Origin of the sequence: Nocardia vinacea NBRC 16497 (genome assembly GCF_000308835.1) — a bacterium.
GTDB lineage: Bacteria > Actinomycetota > Actinomycetes > Mycobacteriales > Mycobacteriaceae > Nocardia > Nocardia vinacea.
Genome location: NZ_BAGN01000092.1, coordinates 15,506 through 34,478, shown reverse-complemented (window position 1 = coordinate 34,478; position 18,973 = coordinate 15,506). Strand labels below are relative to the sequence as shown.

Sequence of the window (18,973 nt, the reverse complement as noted above, 5' to 3'; positions counted from 1 at the left end):
CTCGCAGAAATGGCTGGCCCGCACCACGAAATCGCGGGTGTCGACCAAGTACGGACTCAGTATCTGCACCACGAATGCCAGCCCCCAGCACAGGTACTGCCACCAGCCGTGCACGAAGCCGCCCGCGAGCACGAGCGCCGCGGCGAGCGCGTTCAGTGGCGCGATGCGTTTGATCGCCTGACTCGCCGAGGTGCCGCCACTGACCCAGAACAGCGCCGTGTGCACGGTGTTGACCAGGACGTAGCCGAGACCGAAAGCGAGACCCGTGCCGTGGAACGCGTCCGGGATTGCCAACGCCAGCACGAAGAATCCGAACATGCCGATCAGCAACAGCGTGCGGCGCTGCGAATTGCTCGGCGCCACTTCGTTGGTGAGCCAGACGTAGCCGCTGTACATCCACCAGATGACCCCGAACAGCACCACCACCTGAGCCAGCGCCTCCCAGCCGGGATGGTGGGTGAAGACGTGGGTCAACTGGGTGATGGTGAAGACGAAGACGAGATCGAAGAACAACTCCAGGGTGGAAACCCGAACCTGTCCTCCGTCCACGTTCGGTTCCGTGGTCTGGCTGGTCACGGCAGGATCGTAAAGCACAACGCCGAACTGGTCATCCGATCACGTCGGTCCCCATGTAGAGCCCCTTGAGCTTGCTCGGGTTCACCTGGAAGCGCAGGTTGTGGATGTGGCCGTCGACGATGTCGTAGGTGAACGCCGCCACCGGGTTTCCGTCGATGCGCGCGAGCGCCCCGAGTTCGCCGTTGATATGCGCGGGCTCGAGGACGATGCCCGCGACCGACGGCTTGGCGAGTACGCCGAGAACCCAGCGCGCCACATGATCCGGTCCGTACAGCGGACGCCGGGCCGCGGTGACCACACCGCCGCCGTCGGACCACGAGGTGACATCGGGGGCGAGCAGATCCATCAGGGCATTGAGATCGCCACCGGCGCAGGCGGCCATGAACTGTTCGGTGATGTGGGTGCGCTCGGCCTTATCGGTATCGAAGCGCGGGCGGCGGGACTGCACATGTGAGCGGGCCCGATGCGCGATCTGCCGCACGGTGGCCTCGGGCTTGTCGAGGGTGTCGGCGATTTCGGCGTGGCTGTAGCCGAACACCTCGCGCAGCAGGAAGACCGCGCGTTCCACCGGATTCAAGGTCTCCAGGACCACCAGCATCGCGGTGGAGACGGTGTCGGCCAACTCGGTCTCCTCGGCGATATTCGGTGAGGTCAGCAGGGGCTCGGGAAGCCAAGGGCCGACGTAGGTTTCGCGTTTGGCCTTGGCCGAGGTGAGCCGGTTCAACGACAGGTTGGTGACCGTGCGCACCAGATAGGACTTGGGATGCCGGACTGTCGACTGATCGGTTTCATTCCATTTCAGCCAGGTGTCCTGGAGGATGTCCTCGGCATCGGTGACGGTACCCAGCATCCGGTAGGCGGTGGAAAAGAGCAGCCGCCGATGTTCGATGAATGGGTCCTGTGTGGGCGTTTCGTCGACCATACTCATCCGCCTCCCCGAATATTCAGGCCATACAAGTCAGGTGCGCGTGAGTCGCTTGCAGTTCCCGCATTCGGCGCGCCCTGTCGGATTTGGGCTTGTCCGGCGAGGTACCCATGTGCTTGCGAAACCAGTCGTCACGTCGGCGAAAGAGAATCTACCGCCCGCCGATGGATTTTCCGGCGCGCGGTAGATTTTGTGCCGTCACGCGGTTGCACGCGTCGCCTTGCCGCCCTGGGACAACTGGACCGAGACCGTCATCTTCTTGCTGAGCTTGAAGCTGGGGACCGGGCTGCTGCTCACGCCCTCCTTGTACAGCACGGCGGCACGTCCGGTCAGGTAGAACCGGCCCGGGGTGTCGTCGGCCGCGGTGAACTGGATGACCGCATTCTTGCGGCCCAGGCTGACCGGCTGGTGGAAATACCCGAACCGGAACGGCTTGACGGTCTTGCCCTTCAGTTGCCGCGCGATGGAGTCGGCGGCGTAGGCGGCGGTCGGCAAACCGGACTGGCAGGTGCCGTGGATCTGCCCCCAGGCCTGACGCACCGCGGCGGCGTCGCCGATGGCGTGGATGTTCGGGTGCGAAACCGACCGCAGGGTCGGATCGACCACGATCAGCCCGCGCGCGTCGGTTTCGATGCCGGACTGGGCGGCAAGTGGCGAGACGCGGACGCCGGTGGTCCACAGGGTCAGATCGGCCGAAACCAGTTCGCCGTCGGCGAGTTCGACCGCATCCGGGAGAACCTTGGTGACCGCCTGGCCGACCTTGCGGGCGACACCGAGCCGATCGAGCGCACTGTTCAGGTAGGCGCGAGCCTTATCACCCATCATCGCGCCCGGTTCGGTACTGCTGATCAGCGTGACGCGCAGGTTCGGGTAGCTCTCGGCGATTTCGGCCGCCGCCTCTATGCCGGTCAGACCGCCCCCGCAGACCGCGACGGTGCCGGCATCGGCCGCGACCACCGCGAGGTGTTCGGAGAAACGGTGCGCGGTGCGCGGATCGTTCAGGGTCCAGGCGTGATCGGCGGCGCCGGGCACGATGCTGGTGTCGGTGCTGCTGCCGAGCGCGTAGATCAGCTCGTCGTAGTGCAGTGTGCCGGTGCCGTCGACGTAGACCCGTTGCGCCTCGGGATCAATGGAAGTCGCCCAGCCCTGGACGAATTCGACGCCCGAACCCGCCAGGATCTCCGGGATCCGGTTATCGGCCAACTCCTGACCCGCGGCGACCTGGTGCATGCGGAGCCGCTCGGTGAAGCGGGCGGACGGGTTGACGATGGTGATCTCGACGTCGAGTTTGCGGGTCCGCCGAGCCAGCCGGACGGCGGCCAGCATGCCGGTGTAGCCCGCGCCGAGTACGACGATCCGATGCGTTGTCATGGCTTGCTCCCATGGTCGGTGTCACCGGGGCAGGTTTGTTGGTTGGTGACGACCATCGGACAAAGCACCGCCGCCGGACGTGACAGCTATGTGGTGTGACGTGGGGCACACATCGGATCAGGGGTGAAATGGGGACGCTCCCGGATGTGGTCGGGGTCGGTGATCCATACCGTCGGCGGCATGTCTTCGGTTTCCCGGCCGCGGTGGTTGCGGCGGTTGCTCTTGATCCTCACGGCGGTCGCGGCGGTGGTGTCGCTATCGGTTGGCGGCTGCGTCACGTGGGTGTACAGCAGTGCGTCCGTATCTACTATCGGCAGCGGCGAATTCAGCAATGAGCTCGCGATTCCGCCGCTGGCCCAGTCCCGGATGCGAGCGGATGGCACGCGTGTCTTCGAACTCGAAATGCGGTCGGGGCAAAAGGAATTCCGAGCAGGGCAGGCGACCGAGACGTGGGGGTTCAACGGGGACTATCTCGGTCCGACGCTGCGGGCGCGGCGCGGCGAAAAGGTGGAGGTCGAAGTCCGGAACAATCTTTCGGAGCAATCGACCGTGCACTGGCACGGAATGCATCTGCCCGCGGCGATGGACGGCGGGCCACACCAGATGGTGCAGGCCGGTGGCACGTGGACACCGCATTGGACCGTGGATCAGCCCGCCGCCACGCTCTGGTACCACCCGCATCCGCACGGCGCGACCGAACAGCACGTCCGGCGTGGGCTTGCGGGGCTGTTCCTACTCGACGACGAAGTGTCCGACGGACTTTCGCTACCGAAGAACTATGGCGTCGACGATCTGCCGGTCATCATCCAGGACGTGAAATTCCGTGGCAATCAGCTCGATTCGTCACACGGCATGTTCCGCGACGTCGGGTTCCTCGGCGACCGGACCATGGTGAACGGAACCCTCACGCCGTATCGGGATGTCGGCGATGAACTCGTGCGATTGCGACTGCTCAACGCTTCGACAGCGCGGGTCTACACCTTCGGCTTCGCCGACGACCGCCGCTTCTCGCTGGTCGGCACCGACGGCGGGCACTTGGCACGTCCTGTCGCGCTCGATCGGGTGCGGCTGTCACCGGGCGAACGCGCCGAAATCGTGGTTCGCGTGCGGCCCGGTGAACGCACCGTGCTGCGCAGCACGAAACTCGACGCGGGACTGAGCTTCTGGACGCAGCGCTTCGCGGGCGGTGACGACAGCTTCGACATCCTCGAACTGCGTGCTGCATCGACATTGCGGCCATCGCCGGAATTGCCTGCGGTGCTGGCACATTCGTCCACGCCGGATGGCTCCGATTCGGTGCGCGAGCGCAGCTTCGAACTGAATCTGAGTGGCATCAACGGCAGTCCGATGGCAATGGACCGGATCGATCTGACGGTCACCCGGGGCACCGCCGAGACCTGGGTGGTGCACAACAACGACGGCATGCCGCACAACTTCCACATTCACGATGTACAGTTCCGCGTCCTCGAACTGAACGGCGCACCGCCACCCGACGCACTGACCGGACCGAAAGACACCATCTTCCTGCCGCCGAATGCCACCGCGAAGCTCGCCATGCGGTTCGACGGACCCGCCGATCCGAACTCGCCGTACATGTATCACTGCCACCTGCTCTGGCATGAGGACCAGGGCATGATGGGCCAGTTTGTCGTGGTCGAGCCGGGTCAGTCGGCCGGAGCACCGGCACATCACCACTGACGGGTCTTGCCCGAAAGTCCCGCGCGCGCTAAATTCATCACACAGTGAATTCAACACTCGATGAATTGAGGCGTCCCATGACGGACCTGCACTCATCCCATGCCGTCGAGGTTCGCAACCTCACCGTGCGCCGCGGCGGCCGCGAAGTCCTACACAACGTCTCGCTGACCATCCCGCGCGGTTCCATCACCGGACTGCTCGGTCCGTCGGGATGCGGTAAGACCACGCTCATGCGCAGCATCGTCGGCACCCAGCTCGTGGCGTCCGGCGAGATCTCCGCGCTCGGATTGCCCGCGGGCTCGGCGGAACTGCGGCATCGGATCGGTTACGTGACCCAGGCACCGAGCATCTACCGCGATATCAGCGTGCGTGAGAACGTCGCCTACTTCGCCGCGCTGTACGGCCGCGACCGCGACGACATCGACGAGGCCATCGGCGCGGTCGGCCTGCTGGATCACGCCCACCAGCGCGGCGACGAACTCTCCGGCGGCCAGGAGACCCGCGCGTCTCTGGCCTGCGCCTTGGTCGCGCAGCCGGAGGTGCTGATCCTGGACGAGCCGACGGTCGGCCTGGATCCGGTGCTGCGCGTCGACCTGTGGAAGCAGTTCCACGAATTGGCCGCGAACGGAACAACGCTGCTGGTCTCGAGCCATGTGATGGACGAGGCCGAACACTGCGACAAACTGCTGCTGATGCGCGAGGGCGACCTGCTCGCCGAGCTCAGCCCGGACGAACTGCGCACCGAAACCGGTGAGCAGAACCTCGAACAAGCCTTCCTCACTCTGATCACGATGGGACGTGCGGCATGACCATCACCCTCGTACCCCGCCGCCGGACGCCGACACTGCGTCCCTATGCCGCGACGACCGGACGCATCCTGCGTCAGTTGCGCAACGACCATCGCACTGTCGCAATGATTCTCGTGGTTCCGGCGGTCCTGATGGCGCTGCTCTACTTCATTTACAAGGACACCCCGCCCAACCCGTTCAACCCCGTGCCGATATTCGATCGCGTCGGTATGAGCATGCTCGGCATCCTGCCGTTCATCGTGATGTTCCTGATCACCGCGATCGCCATGCAGCGCGAACGCACCTCCGGCACATTGGAGCGACTGCTGACCACGCCGCTGTCGAAACTCGATCTGCTCGCCGGATACGGCACCGCCTTCTCGGTGGCCGCGGCGGCGCAGGCGGCGGTGGCCTGTCTGGTTTCCTTCGGGCTGCTCGGCCTGGATTCGGCGGGCAGTCCGGTCTGGGTGGTGGTGATCGCCATGATCGATGCGGTCTGCGGCGTCGCACTCGGACTATTGGCAAGTGCCTTCGCGCGCACCGAATTCCAGGCTGTGCAGTTCATGCCGGTGGTGGTCGCACCGCAGATCTTCCTGTGCGGCTTGCTTGTTCCGCGTGGACAGTTGCCCGGCTGGTTGGAGGCGATCAGCAACGTGATGCCGTTGAGCTATGCGGTCGATGCGCTGCAACAGGTTTCGACGCATCCGGACGTCACCGGTCAGATGCTGCGTGACCTGGCGGTCGTTGCCGGATTCGCGATCGTCGCGCTCTGCCTGGGCGCGGCCACGCTACGACGGCGAACCGCGTGACGGCCGAGAACCCGATCGAACAGGACGCGACGACCAACGGCGACCGGGGCGCCCGCTCCGGTCGCCGCCCTGGCCGGTCGGGCGCCCGCGAGGAAATCCTCGCGGCCGCCCGCACCCGCTTCGCCGAGATCGGTTTCGACAAGACCTCGATTCGCGCCGTCGCCGCCGACGCCGGGGTCGATCCCGCACTGGTCCACCACTATTTCGGGACCAAACAGCAACTGTTCGCCGCGGTGGTCGAGTTGCCGATCGATCCGGAGGCCACACTGCGCCGGATCGAGGCCGCGCCGCTGGATCGGCTCGGCGAAACCATCCTCGGCTCGGTGCTCGCGGTGTGGGACTCCCCCGCTGGTCCGGGGGTCGTCGCGGCGGTGCGCAGCATTCTCGCGGGCGGCGATACCGCGCTGGCCAGGACATTTGTCCTGGATGTCGTCCTGGAACGGGTACGGATGCGGATCGCGAAGCCCGAGGATGACGGCCGCGCTCGGGTCGCGCTGGTGGGTACGCAGATGATCGGCGTGCTGGTCGCGCGCAAGATCCTGGAGATAGAACCGCTGGCCTCGATGCCGGGTCCCGAACTGGTCGCAGCCGTCGCCCCCACGCTCCAGCGCTATCTCACCGGTGAAATCGATACTCCCGCACCATAATCGCGGTGGCGCACGCTATCGTGCGCCACCGGGCTGGTTGCTGATCAGGCGTCGGCGTGCTGACTGGTGAACGCGGCGTGCTCGGCGTCGGTGACATCGCGGGCCTCGTCGATCAGCAGCACCGGAATGCCGTTCTCGATCGGGTAGGCACGGCGCAGGCGCGGGTTGTAGAGCGCGGTGGCGCCCTTGTCGTCGCGGACCAACAGCAGCGGACCCTTGTCCTGCGGACAGGCGAGCAGGCTCAACAGGGTGGCGTCCAAGGCGGTTTCCTCCGGCATGATCGATAACTTACCCGGCGCCTAGAACCGTTCCGCACCCGAACCGGCCGATGGTGGCTCGGGCACGGGCGCCCGGTGGAACGAGATGTAGCGATGCCCGAAGAAGCTCGCGATGGCGACCAGACCCATCACCACCACCGCGGCCGGCCTACTCGGCAGATGCAGCACCGAGACGGCCAGCGACAGCAGTGCGATATTCATCAGCAGCCCACCGGAATTGACCGCCACGAAGCGAACGAAATCGCGCAGCATATGTCCGCGCACCCGGAAGACCAGCGTGCGATGCAGTACGAACGCGATGACGATGCTGACGGCATAGGCGGCGACCACCGCGACCGCGGGCGGCACATTACTACCGAGCACCGATAGCCACAGCACGGTCAGCCCCATACCGAGTGCGGTATTGAACGCACCGACCATCGCGAAGGCGATCTCCTGCCGACGCACCAGCCGCAGCAGCAGACCCGGATCCTCGGCACCGGTCGCACCCGCATGATCCGCCGTGAATTCGGCCTGCTGGTCAGCTGTCAACGAGATACTCCCGCCAGATCGGGTTCGGAAACGGTCACGGTCACCGGCGGTTCGGTCCGCTGCGCGTCGTCCTCATCGCGCTCGCGCCCGCGCACGAACATCCATTGCAATGCGCCGATTCCGAACAGCCCGAGCAGTATCGCGACCCCGCCGATCTTCCACCCCGGCGGCCGCCAGGTCAGCTCCAGGTCGCCGTTCTTGGTGCCGGCCGGTATATCGACGGCGACGAAGGTTTTCGCGACCACGTCGAAGGGGATCGCCCGGCCGTTCAGCTTCACCTGATAGCCCGGCCAGCCCAGCCGTGCGAAGACCACGCGGCCACCATTATCCGAACTCACGCGAACCCGGCTGGTCAGCTCCGATTCCGACACCGACGTCGCGGTGCCGCCGGCGACCGCCGACACCCGGCCGTTTTGGGTGGACAGCAGCCCGCCCACTCGCTCGAGCACGGCGATGTACTGCTCGTGGCCCGGGTAGTCGACCCACTGCCAGCCAGATGGTGCGGGTTGATTGCCCGCGTCCGGGTACAGCGCCTTCTGCAGCACTACCCGATCCACCTTCATCAGGTCGACGATCGTCATACCGGTAGTGGGCTCGGTCGCGAAGGCCCGCCGGAAGGCGTCGGGGCAGACGCTGGTGTCCCAGCGCATGCACAGCATTTCACCGAACCAGAAGTGTCCGTTGGGCGTATAGCCGCTGACATATGTCTTCTCCAGATCCTTGGCGTAGTTACCGAAGACCAGCGATCCGTACGCGCCCCGCAGCGAACGATCCTCCGGCCGGATCAGCCCGCGATCGGCCAATTGCAGGGTGGTACCCCGAAACTCGGGAAACGCGGCCTTCATCTGCGACCGCTGCTCGGGCAGGTTCCAGCTCATCGGCGTCGGCTGTGCCGCATGCACCTGCAGGAACGCGATCGGGAACACCGAAACGATGGTCAACGCGCAGGCCGCGGCCATGCTTTTCTTCATCCCGAGCCATACCACGGCCGCGCCGAGCACGGCGATTCCGACCGCCGCCACCACATGCCAGACGACCTCGCGCGGCGCGGCCGAGAACGACCGCACCCACAGCAGCCCGATCAGCACGCCCGCTGCGATACCGCGGCCACGCCAATTCTCGAAAGTGGCGAAGCGGCCGAGCAGCACGCACACCAGCACCAACAGTCCGAGGGCCAGCATCGGCAACACCCGCGCGGGCCAGCGCAGCGGGCCGATGGTGCCCGGCCCCGCCGTCCACATCAGCGCCATCAGCGCGACGAGTGCGATCGCGCTGAACTCCCGCCACGACGCACGCGCCTTGTGCCAGTCGATGAAGGCCAGCGCCGGAATCAGGAACCAGGCGATATAGACCACCGGCATCGGCTGCACATAACCCCACCAGGAGTTGTACGCGGGCAACGAGCTGGGCAGGCTGGCATTGAGCGATTCCGACCATGGCACGGTCAGGAACTGGTCGTTATTGATCTGAGCCGTGCCGCGCCACGTCACCTTCGCCGACAGCATGCTCGGCAGATAGGTGGCCAGCCCGGCCACCGCAGCACAGCCCGCGACCGCGAGCAGTCGCAGCGACGGCTGCCATTTGCGTTGGTAGACAACCTCCCCCACGGCCACCGCGCCGATCATCAGCCCGGCCTCGACCGCTGGGAAAATGTATTGCACCGAGATGGCCAGGTACAGGAAAACAAAGGTGGGGATCGGCCCGCCACGTCCCCGTGCGTAGCGCACGCCGGACGCCCACGCGTGCACCAGCCACGCGGTACCGGTGAAGGCGGTGTACCAACTGGCCTCGTCGAAGAACAGCAGCCAACCGGTGAACGGAATCGATACGCCCGCAACGGCGGCCCACGGCAGCCGCGCCCCGTACTCCAGGCAGATGCGGTACACACCGGTCCCCAGGACGACCGCGAAGATCAGCTTGATCACGGTGGTGTAGAGCGCGATGTTGTCGACCGAGGGCGCGATCAGATCGATCAGCAGTTGCGGCGGATTCAGCAGGCCCGCCTCCTCGATGGCGTAGTTGCCCGCCATCCAGTGCTCGGGGACCAGCACCGGGAACTGTCCGTCGCGCAGGGACCGGCCGAGCATCACCCACAGCGGGCCGTACTGCGACTCGCTGTCATCGGTGTAGAAGTGCCTGGCATTGGCCAGCAGGACGGCAACATATCCGGCGATCACACCGAGCGCGGTTATGAATCCCCACTTGTACACGTCCCGCCGGGCGGGGGCGCTGCTTTCCACCACGAGTTCCAGACCCTACAGGGCGCACTCGTCGAGGGACACCTCCGATCGGGCCTGCACGGATCGACCGCTACGAGACCACGTCCGCCAGTTCACGATCCGGCTCGCCGGGGCTCGGATGATCCGCCGCCGGCGGCTCCGGGTCCCGACGCCGCGATCGCACCCACAGCCACTGCAGCACCCCGATGGCGGCGATGCCGAGGGCTGTGGTGCCGATTCCGATCTTCCAGCCCGGTGGACGCCAGGTCAGCACCAGTTCGGCATTCTGCGTGCCGGCGGGTATATCGACGGCGACAAAGGACTTCGCCACGGTGGTGATCGGGATCTGCTTACCGTCCAGGGTCACCCGGTAACCCGGCCAGCCGAGGCGCGCGAATACCACCTTGCCGCCGCCGGCCGAGGACACCCGCACCCGGCTGGTGGTATCGGTCTCCGAAATCGATGCCGCTGTCACATTTTTCGCATCCGCGACGCGGCCGTTCACCGTCGAGATCGGACCGTCCACGCGTTGCAGCACCGAGATGTAGCGCTCGTGGCCGGGATAGTCGACCCATTTCCAGCCCTCCGGTGCCGGCTGATTGCGCGCATCGGGGAACAGGGCGCGCTGCAACACCACCCGGTCCAGCTTCATCAGATCGACAAGGGGACGGCCGGTGGTCGGCTCCGGGGCGAACATCCGCCGATAGGCGTCCGGGCAGACGCTGCTGTCCCACCGCATGCACAGCAGTTCGCCGAAATAGAAGTGACCGGTCGGGGTGTACCCATTGACATAGGTCAGCTCGAGCGATTTGGCGTAGTTGCCGAAGACCAGGGATCCGTAGGCGCCGTCGAGGCTCATATCGTCGCGCTGCAGCAACCCACGCTCGCCGAGTTGGATCGTGGTACCGGGAAAGTCCGGGAACGCGGCCTGCGCCTCGGACCTGTTGGTCGGCAGATGCCAGGTCATCGGCGTCGGCTGGGCGGCATTGACCTGATAGAACGCGATCGGGAACATCGCGACGATGGTCAGCACACCCGCGGTGGCCAAACTCCGGTTACGTCCCAGCCATACCACCCCGGCGGCGAGCGCGCCGATCGCGGCGGCCGCCAGTACGTGCCGGACCACATTGTGTGGATCCGCGGAGAAGGACCGCACCCACAGCAGACCGATCAGCAGAGCGGCGGCGACGCCGCGACTCTTCAGATCACGGACGGTGGCGTAGCGCCCGAGTAACACACAGACCAGCACGAGCAGGCCGAGCGCGAGCATCGGCAGCACCCGCACCGGCCAGCGCAGCGGACCGATCGACCCCGGTCCGGCACTCCACATCAGCATGATGGTCGCGAACAGTGCGACCCCGCTGAGCTCGCGCCAGGATTCGCGGGCGCGCCGCCAGTCGATGAAGGCCAACGCCGGAATAAGGAACCAGGCGATATAGGTGACCGGCATCGGCTGGATATAGCCCCACCAGGAGGTGAACGCGGGCAATGTGCTCGGCAGACTGGCATTCAGCGATTCCGACCACGGCACCGTCAAGAACTGGTCGTTGTTGATCTCCATGGTGCCGCGCCAGGTCACCTTCGCCGAGAGCATGCTCGGCAGAAAAGTCAGCAATCCGGCCAGCCCGGCACCCGTCGCGGCGACGGTCAACCGCGCCACCGGCTGCCATTTGCGTTGGTAGACGAGCTCGCCCACCGCGACGGCGAGCAGCATCAGCGCCGCCTCGACGGCCGGGAAGATGTACTGCGTGGAGATGGCCAGGTAGAGGTAGATGAAGACGGGAATCGGCCCGCCGAGACCGCGGGTGTAGCGCACCGACGATGCCCAGGCATGAACCAGCCATGCCGTGCCGGTGAGCGCGGTCATCCAACTGGCCTCGTCGAAGAACAGGAAGAAACCCGACAGCGGGAACGCGACACCCGCGACCGCGGACCACACCGGCCGCGCCCCGTATACCAGGCAGATCCGGTAGACGCCGAGTGCGGCGATGATCGCGAAGATCAGTTTGACGACGGTCGCGTACACCGCCATGTTGTCGACCGACGGCGCGATCAGATCGATCAGCAGCTGCGGTGGGTTGAATAGGCCGGCATCATCCATCGTGTTGTTGCCCGACATCCAGCGCTCGGGCACCAGCACCGGGAAGGTGCCGTCACGGAGCGCGCGTCCCAATCCCACCCAGAGTCCGGTGTACTGGGACTCGGTGTCGTCGGTGTAGAAGTGCCGCGCGTTGGCCAGCAGTACCGCCAGGTATCCCGCGATGACACCGAGTGTGCAGACGGCACCCCATCGGTACACCTCCCGACGCGAATCGGGCTCCCTGTCGCGGGCGTCGGGTCCTGCGTTTTTCGCCTCCGTCACTGCACCAACCGTCACGAGTTCCAAACCCTACAGCGCACGGTCGAGCTTGGCATCGAACCGCCGACACCACCATGATGGTGCGATGAGCTGCTCCGGAATGCCGTATGCGTACCGTGTTAAAGTTCACGGCGGCTCGGGCTCCGCTGTCCAGCGGAGATTACCGGCACGCACCGTCATCGAAAGTCGATCCAGCTGATGCCGATTCCCTCCGCCCACCCCAACGGCTCACCCGCGGGTGCGACCAACGGACGCCCCGCTCGACCGGGCGCCGACCAGCCGCACGCGGTATCGGTCGTGGTGCCGATCTATCGGGGCGAAGAAACCATCGGTGGACTCGTCGAAGAACTGCACCGGCTGACCGATCCCACCGACACTCCCGGCGGCGTCGCCTTCACGGTCGGCGAGATCATCCTGGTACACGACCATGGTCCCGACCGCTCCGATGTGGTGCTGCAGGAACTGGAGCAGACCTATCCGGAGGTCCGCATCGTCTGGCTCAGCCGCAACTTCGGGCAGGACGCCGCGACCATCGCCGGAATGTCGGCCGCCCAGGGCGACTGGATCGTCACCATGGACGAGGACGGCCAGCATGATCCCGCCTTCATCGGCGCATTCCTGGACGCGGCCCTGACCGAGCGCGCCGATCTGGTCTATTCGAAGCCGACCAACACCCGGCCGCACGGATTCCTGCGCAACATCACCTCGCGCGGCGCGAAGGTGGTGCTCGCGACGATCTTCGCCTTCCCGGACTCCACCCGATTCGAAAGCTACCGGCTCATCCGCGGCGATATCGGCCGCCAGCTCGCCGAGGTCGCCTCCAACGGCGCCTATCTCGACGTCGCCCTGACCTGGGTGGTCGGCACCGTCGCTCAGGTGCCGGTGACCTTGCGCGCCGAGGGCCGCGAGGAATCCGGCTACAACTACCGCCGTCTGTTCTCGCTGTTCTGGAAGATGGTGCTGTGCAGCGGAACCCGGGGCCTGCGGCTGGTCAGCCTGCTCGGGGTAACCCTCGCGCTGGCCGGTGGTGTGATGGCCGCGTTCGTCGTATACGAGGCGCTCACCGCCGACAATTGGGCGCCCGAGGGCTGGGCCTCGATGATCGTCGTGCTGCTGCTATGTTCGGGAACGATCTTGTTCTCGCTGGGACTCATCGCCGAATACCTCGGTGTGGCTTTGCACATCCTCGTCGGCAAGCCGCTGTATCTGACCGTCGGTTCGCCGACGCCACGCCCGGCGGATATCCGAGAAATGACCACGACCACCGCCAGCAGGGGGAGCGACCGGGTTGAGCACTGACCGCGTCATCTTCAGCCGCCCGTTCCGGGCCCGCCGGGAACTGGCCAATCTGGAGGCCGTTCTCGCCTCCGACCACAGTCACGGCGACGGCCGGTTCACTGCCTCGGCCACCACGAAGCTGAAGACCATCACCGAGGCGCCGCATGCGCTGCTGACCACCTCGTGCACCTCCGCACTGGAGATGGCGGGTCTGCTGCTCGAGCTCGGCCCCGATGATGAGGTGATCGTGCCGAGTTTCGCGTTCACCTCGACCGCGACGGCAATGGCACTGCGCGGCGCCACCTGCGTCTTCGCCGATATCGACCCGGAAACGGGCAATTTGGATCCCGAATCGGTCGCCGCGGTGATCACCGAGCGAACCAAGGCCGTTGTGGTCATCCACTACGGCGGGGTGGCCGCCGATATGGCCGGGCTGCTCGCACTCGCCGACGCGCACGGCATCGCCATCGTGGAGGACAATGCGCACGGCCTCGGCGGCCGGTGGCGCGATCGCCCACTGGGCACCCTCGGTACCCTTGGCACGCTCAGCTTCCACGACACCAAGAACGTGCACTGCGGCGAGGGCGGTGCACTGCTGCTCACCGACGAGATCCTGATGTCGCGCGCCGAGATCATCCGCGAGAAGGGCACCGACCGCGCCCGTTTCCTACGCGGCGCGGTGGACAAGTACTCCTGGCAGGATATCGGTTCCAGCTATCTGCCCAGCGAGCTCAACGCGGCGGTGCTGGACGCGCAGCTGGACGAATTCGAGACGATCCAGACCGGACGGCACCGGGTTTGGGACGCATACGCCGCCGCACTGCCCGACTGGGCCCGCCGCAATGATGTCCGGCTCATGGCGGTGCCCGAGGACCGGACACATACCGCACATCTGTACTACTTGCGCACACCTACCGAGCGACAGCGCGACGATCTGATCGCACATCTGGCCGCACGCGGTATCTCGGCGCCATTCCACTACGTTCCGCTGGATTCCAGCCCGGCCGGACTCAAACTGGGCCGCACCCCGAAGCCCTGTGTGCGCAGCGCCGAATTCTCGGGAACCGTTGTGCGCCTACCACTTTGGCCCGACCTCACCGACGATCAGATCACCAGGGTCATCGACGCCGTCACCGCATACACCGTTTAGGCGAGCGCCGGGCCCTCCTCACGCGGTGAGCACGAACAGCTTCTCCCTGCCACCGGCGATCACCGACCGCTGTACGACGCGCGGCTCGTAACCGTGGAAGAACGCGTCCAGAGTCGCCTCGCTGAACCGGCGCGCCTGTGCGCCGTCGCCCGCATCGGTGAACCGCTGGCCGATCGCGGCGAGTACCCGATTGTCGCTGGTGGCCAGGTTTCGAATCGGCTCCGCGATGATCACCTGCTTTCCCGCCGCCGCCAGCATCCGATCGATGACCGGGGCAGGTTCGGGCAGAAAGTGATACAGGCTCGACTGCATAACGACGTAATCGGCCTCGGGCAGCGGCGTATCGGAACGCAAATTCCACACCACACCGCGTCCACCCGCCCGGGTCAACCTTGCGATGAATCGGCCGTTGAGGTCGAGTCCGGTGTATTCGATGGACCGGTCGCGCAAGTAGCGGGTGTACAGCGTCGCGGGCCCACAGCACAGGTCGACCACGCGGGCGCCATCGGGCACGAGTTCGGCGATCGCGCGATACCGAGCGGGGTAGTGCCGCCCATACAGCCCACGCATCAACAGCTCGTAGATGGTTCCGTTGCGGTAGATAAGGCTCGGTCTCACAGCACCCCTGAACAGTTGTCGACATGGCAACTACGCCACCCGGATGCGCCGGGCAGCCCGCACGAGGCAACGCCCTCTTGGTAATGAATCAACCGACTCGCCAACACGATCCGGCGCGCCAAGCGTACCCGCCTACCGCTGCCCCTGCTGACGGGCGGCTTCCTCGCGGATCTCGCGGAGTCTGGTCGCCGCATCCTTCGTGGGACGGGTCGGGAGCGCGGGTGGCGGGGTGGCGGGCAGCTGTGGCGCTTCGGTCTCTGCGGCTTTGCCGCGGCTGCCGACATAGAGCCGGAACACGCCGTAACCGGCCAACAGCAGGAGTGCCAGCGGCACCAGGGACAGCACCAGGCTCTTCACGAACCCGATCACCATCAGCGCGCCCAACAGCGCCAATATGCCGACGCCCAGTTTGACCTTCCACGACATCTCGAAACCTCCGTTGTCGCCGCGGACCTGGCATCCACGCTACCCCGCCGCTCCGACCGAAATCGGAACGACGGGGCGCGGGCTTACTCGCCGAAGCGGGCTCCGGCTTCGTCTTCGGTGCGGATTTCGTAGGCCTCGGATTCCCGGTTGTACCACCAGGTATCGGGTCCCGGCTGCGGACGGCCCGCCGCCTGCACGGCCCGTGTCGACGGACGGTAGGACGAGCTGCGCGGAATCTCGTCGACGACGTAGACGATGTCGGGCCGCTGGTCCGGATCGAGCGCGCGCACCGCTTCGGTCACATCCTTGGGTTCCAGCCGGAAGCCCTTGCGGACGCTGACCGCCGCCACCGCCAGCGTGTGTTCGCCGACGGGCAGTCCGTAGGCGACCTCCATATCGACTGCGGTGATGTCATTGAGCACATCGACAATGGGCTGGGTGAAGACCGGACCGCGTTCGGTGTGGATCACTGTGTCCGTGCGATCGACCAGCCAGTAGTCGCCGTCGCTGTCGCGGCGGAAGAGGTTTTCGGTCGGCATCCACGCATCGCCCGCTGTGAAGACCCCGCGGAGTCCGCCGTCGGAGAGGTCGATGCCTTCGGTCGCTTTGCCGATCAACAGCCCGACCTCGTTATCCGCGCACCGGCGCGCGAAACCAGACCCATCGGTCCGGATCTGCTCGGCGACCGGGTCGTAGGCGACCAACTCCACCTTCGCGGTCCCTGGCACGGGGCGACCCTTGCAGCCCGCCTTCACACCGGCCACATTGGCCAGCACCACATCGCCCTCGATGGAGGCGTAGAACTCCAGCACCCGAGCCGGCGCGAACTGTTCGGTGGTGCGTCGCCACAGGCCCGCGGGCATGCCCGAGCCGATGAACAGGCGGATCGGATGCTGGTGTCCGGCCGGGAAGACTTCGGCGTCGAGGATGTCGCGCAGCATCGTCCAGGTGTAGGTGACCACCGTGACGCCGTAGCGGTGCACCTCCTCACCGAACTGGACCGGATCCAGCGACCTGGCCAGCGCGATCCGGCTGCCGCCCGCGATCGCGCCGCCCAGGCTCACCAGCAGACCGGACGAATGATGCAGCGGCGCAAGGCAGTAGACGGTGTCCTTGCGGTCCAGATCGGCCGAGGTCGCGGTGCCGAAGGCGGACAGCGCCCAGCGGTGGTTGGTGATGTATTTGGTCTCCAAGCGGTCGCCGGTGCCGGTGACGAGCACAAAGGCCAATTCCCGCGCCAGGCCCGGATCCGGGCGATACCAGGCGGGGAGCTCGACCTGCGTGGGATCGATCTGTTCCAGGTCGATCACGTCATCGCTCAATGGAATATCGAGAGTGCGTGCGCTCCCGCCGCCGAGCACCAGGACCCGGGTGCCGGTTGCCGCCGCCGCCCGCAGATTCTCCGGATCCGAGATCAGGGCTTTGATGCCGGTGAGTTCGATGGCCCGCTCCAACTCGCTACCGGGGGCGAGTAGTACGGACACCGCACCGATGCGGGACAGCGCGGCGACGCTGGCCAGCGCGCTCGGCCGGGTCTCCATCACCACACCGACACGCATGGCCGGGCGGATGCCGACCGAGACGAGCCCACGCACGACATTATCGATGCGCACATTCACGGCGGCATTGGTGTGCACGCGATCGTCGAAGAGGAACAGATCGCGCAGCGGCGCGCGGCGCGCCTGCTCGGCGACCAAGCGGCCCAACGAGATGCGGGTATGCGGCTGAATCATGCCGAGTCGAGTCAGCCGAGGCAGTGCGCGCGCGGCCTCACCGGCGAGTTCGATCGACCCGCGCACGGTATTGCCGGCAATGCCCTCGAGCGCCTTGCCGACGCCCGCGCCCGCCTCGGCCAGGGTGGCCGCGGTGTGCACGACCCGGGTGGCCACCGAATTCGGCCGGCTGGTCGCCATATGGTCGGTCATCGGCGCGATCTCCGGCGGCAGCGGCTGATCGCCGTCCATCCAATCGATCCACTGACGCACCAGCGGCCAGGTATGCCTGGTCGCCATGCTGCCCGCCACGAGGCCGAAATGTCCCGCCACCAAACTGGCTTCGTATACCTCGGCATTGGGTGCGGCGCGGACGATGCCGCGCACCGCGGCCGGCTGGCCGATATCGTCGACCTCGCCGACGAAGGCCAGGATCGGGCACTTCAGCTCGGCCAGCGAAACCGGCTGGTCCCGGATCACGAAGCCACCGAGCATCAATCGGTTGTGCACGACGAACTGCTTGAGCAGGTCCGCCGCCGCCGGACCGGCGTAGCCGACCCAACCGTCGTTATTGAGGAACCGACGCTGACGTTCCTTGGGCAGCAATGCCTCTCGGTCGTGCAGCTGGCGCAGGAAGTCGATGCGCGATTTGGCGGTCTTCATCGGATCGAGCATCTGGAAGCCGAGCCGGACCATGGAATCGGTGATGGGCAGGCGGGTCACCACATGGTCGGCCAGGAACTCCGCGACATCGGAGACCATGCCGTAGGGCAGTCCGAACGGCATGCCCGCGACCACATCCACCGGGCTGCCGAAGGTCACGATGCTCTCCACGCCCTTGCCGAAGCGGTAGGCGGTGGTCTGATAGGCGAACATGCCGCCCTGCGAGTACCCCATCAGGTGCACATTGGCGCCGGTCGCGTCGCAGACCGTATCGATGGCGCTGTTGACCGCGAGGACATGATCGGCCAGATCCCGTTCCCAGCCCCCCTCCTCACTGGCGGGCGAACCGAAATCGACCACCCAGCAGTCGATTCCGCCGCGGTGCAGAATGCCGACCGCGCCGTCGTCGGCGTTCACATCCCAGATATCGGCATTGACCATCAGCGGCGGCACCAGGACCGCGACCGGGCGACCCGGCGTCGCATCGTCGGGGAAGTAATGGCGCAGTCGATACATTCTGCGCCGTTCGACGACCTCGAACGGCGAGGACTCGACATCGTGGGTCAACCCGCCGAAGCGGATGACCTCGAGGCCGTTCTGGGCCGTTGCCATCAACCGCTGCACCGACCCGACCACACTTTCCACATTCAACTTCACGATCGCTCCTGGCCCTACCCTGCAAAGTGACCCGCATCACACACCCCGATGTGCTCAGACGAGCTTCCCACACCGTGTATCCATTATGGGTCGGCTGTGACGGGATCCATGCCAGGTCGGGCCGATGATGCGGGATGTTCGCGGCGGCGGGGCGCAAAAGATACCGACCGTACAGCCTTGCCCGGTCCGCGCCGATTCGTCCAGGTCGTTATCGGCAGTTATCCGCATCGAGGTCATGTCGTAACCATCCAAAAAACAGACCAGCATT

The 18,973-nt window shown here is 66.0% G+C and carries 16 protein-coding genes; 6 read left to right on the top strand and 10 right to left on the bottom strand.

The window, feature by feature from the left end; all coding sequences use genetic code 11:
- The 3 genes from ON44_RS12365 to ON44_RS12355 form a co-directional block, all read right to left on the bottom strand.
- Positions 1-576: low temperature requirement protein A (locus ON44_RS12365; protein ID WP_040689332.1), on the bottom strand; the 576-nt coding region annotated here is incomplete at its 3' end.
- Positions 577-607: 31 nt separating this feature from the next.
- Complete coding sequence (locus tag ON44_RS12360) at positions 608-1,498, bottom strand: RNA polymerase sigma-70 factor (RefSeq protein WP_040689312.1); 891 nt, start codon at positions 1,496-1,498, stop codon at positions 608-610.
- A gap of 201 nt (positions 1,499-1,699) precedes the next feature.
- Complete coding sequence (locus ON44_RS12355) at positions 1,700-2,872, bottom strand: NAD(P)/FAD-dependent oxidoreductase (protein WP_040689311.1); 1,173 nt, start codon at positions 2,870-2,872, stop codon at positions 1,700-1,702.
- Between the two features lie 180 nt (positions 2,873-3,052).
- Here ON44_RS12355 and ON44_RS12350 point away from each other — a divergent pair, with 180 nt between their 5' ends.
- From ON44_RS12350 to ON44_RS12335, 4 genes are all read left to right on the top strand, one after another.
- Positions 3,053-4,570, top strand: a complete 1,518-nt coding sequence (locus ON44_RS12350; RefSeq protein ID WP_040689331.1) for a multicopper oxidase family protein — start codon at positions 3,053-3,055, stop codon at positions 4,568-4,570.
- A 77-nt stretch (positions 4,571-4,647) separates the two neighbouring features.
- Complete coding sequence (locus ON44_RS12345) at positions 4,648-5,379, top strand: ABC transporter ATP-binding protein (RefSeq protein ID WP_040689307.1); 732 nt, start codon at positions 4,648-4,650, stop codon at positions 5,377-5,379.
- Positions 5,376-6,167 carry an ABC transporter permease gene (locus tag ON44_RS12340; protein WP_051181920.1) on the top strand — a complete coding sequence of 264 codons (792 nt, stop codon included), beginning with the start codon at positions 5,376-5,378 and terminating at the stop codon, positions 6,165-6,167. Before ON44_RS12345 ends, ON44_RS12340 begins: the two co-directional genes overlap by 4 nt.
- Positions 6,164-6,814: a TetR/AcrR family transcriptional regulator gene (locus tag ON44_RS12335; protein WP_245567117.1), complete on the top strand. Its 651-nt coding sequence runs from the start codon at positions 6,164-6,166 to the stop codon at positions 6,812-6,814. Before ON44_RS12340 ends, ON44_RS12335 begins: the two co-directional genes overlap by 4 nt.
- A 44-nt stretch (positions 6,815-6,858) precedes the next feature.
- Here the strand turns inward: ON44_RS12335 and ON44_RS12330 are convergent, their stop codons facing one another.
- From ON44_RS12330 to ON44_RS12315, 4 genes are all read right to left on the bottom strand, one after another.
- Positions 6,859-7,092, bottom strand: coding sequence for a Trm112 family protein (locus ON44_RS12330; RefSeq protein ID WP_040689305.1), 234 nt, complete (start codon positions 7,090-7,092; stop codon positions 6,859-6,861).
- 21 nt (positions 7,093-7,113) lie between these two features.
- Positions 7,114-7,623, bottom strand: a complete 510-nt coding sequence (locus tag ON44_RS12325; protein WP_051181919.1) for a GtrA family protein — start codon at positions 7,621-7,623, stop codon at positions 7,114-7,116.
- Complete coding sequence (locus tag ON44_RS12320) at positions 7,620-9,863, bottom strand: membrane protein (protein ID WP_040689322.1); 2,244 nt, start codon at positions 9,861-9,863, stop codon at positions 7,620-7,622. The genes ON44_RS12325 and ON44_RS12320 overlap by 4 nt, the downstream gene beginning before the upstream one ends.
- 70 nt (positions 9,864-9,933) lie before the next feature.
- Positions 9,934-12,141 (bottom strand): membrane protein, encoded by a 2,208-nt coding sequence (locus ON44_RS12315; protein WP_040689320.1) that lies wholly within the window; start codon positions 12,139-12,141, stop codon positions 9,934-9,936.
- Between the two features lie 258 nt (positions 12,142-12,399).
- Between ON44_RS12315 and ON44_RS12310 the strand changes: the two genes are divergently transcribed.
- Both ON44_RS12310 and rffA read left to right on the top strand, forming a co-directional pair.
- Positions 12,400-13,500: a glycosyltransferase family 2 protein gene (locus tag ON44_RS12310; protein ID WP_051181918.1), complete on the top strand. Its 1,101-nt coding sequence runs from the start codon at positions 12,400-12,402 to the stop codon at positions 13,498-13,500.
- Positions 13,490-14,629, top strand: coding sequence for a dTDP-4-amino-4,6-dideoxygalactose transaminase (rffA, locus tag ON44_RS12305; protein WP_040689303.1), 1,140 nt, complete (start codon positions 13,490-13,492; stop codon positions 14,627-14,629). Before ON44_RS12310 ends, rffA begins: the two co-directional genes overlap by 11 nt.
- 18 nt (positions 14,630-14,647) lie before the next feature.
- Here the strand turns inward: rffA and ON44_RS12300 are convergent, their stop codons facing one another.
- The 3 genes from ON44_RS12300 to ON44_RS12290 form a co-directional block, all read right to left on the bottom strand.
- On the bottom strand, positions 14,648-15,247 hold the full coding sequence (locus ON44_RS12300; protein ID WP_040689301.1) for a class I SAM-dependent methyltransferase: 600 nt from the start codon (positions 15,245-15,247) through the stop codon (positions 14,648-14,650).
- A 132-nt stretch (positions 15,248-15,379) separates the two neighbouring features.
- On the bottom strand, positions 15,380-15,673 hold the full coding sequence (locus tag ON44_RS12295; protein ID WP_040689299.1) for a hypothetical protein: 294 nt from the start codon (positions 15,671-15,673) through the stop codon (positions 15,380-15,382).
- Between the two features lie 83 nt (positions 15,674-15,756).
- A complete protein-coding gene (locus ON44_RS12290; RefSeq protein WP_051181921.1) occupies positions 15,757-18,660 on the bottom strand; it encodes an acyl-CoA synthetase in 2,904 nt (967 codons plus the stop codon).
- Positions 18,661-18,973: the final 313 nt, after the last annotated feature.

Excerpts from the sequence above, each read along its gene's own strand:
- ON44_RS12360 (WP_040689312.1), bottom strand. The coding sequence starts at position 1,498 with ATGGTCGACGAAACGCCCACACAGGACCCATTCATCGAACATCGGCGG.
- ON44_RS12355 (WP_040689311.1), bottom strand. The coding sequence starts at position 2,872 with ATGACAACGCATCGGATCGTCGTACTCGGCGCGGGCTACACCGGCATG.
- ON44_RS12350 (WP_040689331.1), top strand. The coding sequence starts at position 3,053 with ATGTCTTCGGTTTCCCGGCCGCGGTGGTTGCGGCGGTTGCTCTTGATC.
- ON44_RS12345 (WP_040689307.1), top strand. The coding sequence starts at position 4,648 with ATGACGGACCTGCACTCATCCCATGCCGTCGAGGTTCGCAACCTCACC.
- ON44_RS12340 (WP_051181920.1), top strand. The coding sequence starts at position 5,376 with ATGACCATCACCCTCGTACCCCGCCGCCGGACGCCGACACTGCGTCCC.
- ON44_RS12330 (WP_040689305.1), bottom strand. The coding sequence starts at position 7,092 with ATGCCGGAGGAAACCGCCTTGGACGCCACCCTGTTGAGCCTGCTCGCC.
- ON44_RS12310 (WP_051181918.1), top strand. The coding sequence starts at position 12,400 with ATGCCGATTCCCTCCGCCCACCCCAACGGCTCACCCGCGGGTGCGACC.
- ON44_RS12295 (WP_040689299.1), bottom strand. The coding sequence starts at position 15,673 with ATGTCGTGGAAGGTCAAACTGGGCGTCGGCATATTGGCGCTGTTGGGC.
- ON44_RS12290 (WP_051181921.1), bottom strand. The coding sequence starts at position 18,660 with ATGGCAACGGCCCAGAACGGCCTCGAGGTCATCCGCTTCGGCGGGTTG.